The organism is Streptococcus mitis, assembly GCF_009496285.1.
GTDB lineage: Bacteria > Bacillota > Bacilli > Lactobacillales > Streptococcaceae > Streptococcus > Streptococcus mitis_BP.
Genome location: NZ_WIJK01000060.1, coordinates 1 through 815, shown reverse-complemented (window position 1 = coordinate 815; position 815 = coordinate 1). Strand labels below are relative to the sequence as shown.

Here is an 815-nt window from a genome sequence, read left to right as displayed (position 1 = left end):
ACCATCAACACCAGATACACCAGATACAACAGCGCCAGCGAAACCAGTTATCGATACAGACCTTACAGGTAAAGCCGGAACTAAGACACCAGTTGAAGTGACAGCAGAACCAGGATCTAAGGTTGAGTTGTTCGACAAAGACGGTAAGAAGATTGGTGAAGGCGTAGCGGACGACAAAGGTAAAGCTACAATCACACCAACAACTGAGATTCCAGAAGGTGGCGTAACAGCTAAAGCAACTGATAAAGCAGGTAATGTATCAGAACCAAGTGTTCCAGCTAAGGCAACTAAGGATACAGAAGCCCCAGCTAAACCAGAAGTTAAGACAGATCTAACAGGTAAAGCAGGAACTAAGGATCCAGTTGAAGTAACAGCAGAACCAGGATCAACAGTTGAGTTGTTCGACAAAGACGGTAAGAAGATTGGTGAAGGCGTAGCGGACGACAAAGGTAAAGCTACAATCACACCAACAGAAGCTCTTCCAGAAGGAAACGTAACAGCTAAAGCAACAGATAAAGCAGGCAATGTATCAGAGCCAAGTGAACCAGCTAAAGCAACAACACCAGCAACACCAGATACAGAAGCCCCAGCTAAACCAGTTGTGGATACAGATCTAACAGGTAAAGCCGGAACTACAGATCCAGTTGAAGTAACAGCAGAACCAGGATCAACAGTTGAGTTGTTCGATAAAGACGGTAAGAAGATTGGTGAAGGCGTAGCGGACGACAAAGGTAAAGCTACAATCACACCAACAGAAGCTCTTCCAGAAGGAAACGTAACAGCTAAAGCAACAGATAAAGCAGGCAATGTATCAG

The 815-nt window shown here is 44.9% G+C and carries 1 protein-coding gene; it reads left to right on the top strand.

What is annotated here, in order from left to right; translation table 11 throughout:
- On the top strand, positions 1-815 hold an 815-nt coding region (locus GEZ89_RS09485; protein WP_228113894.1), incomplete at both ends, for an Ig-like domain-containing protein.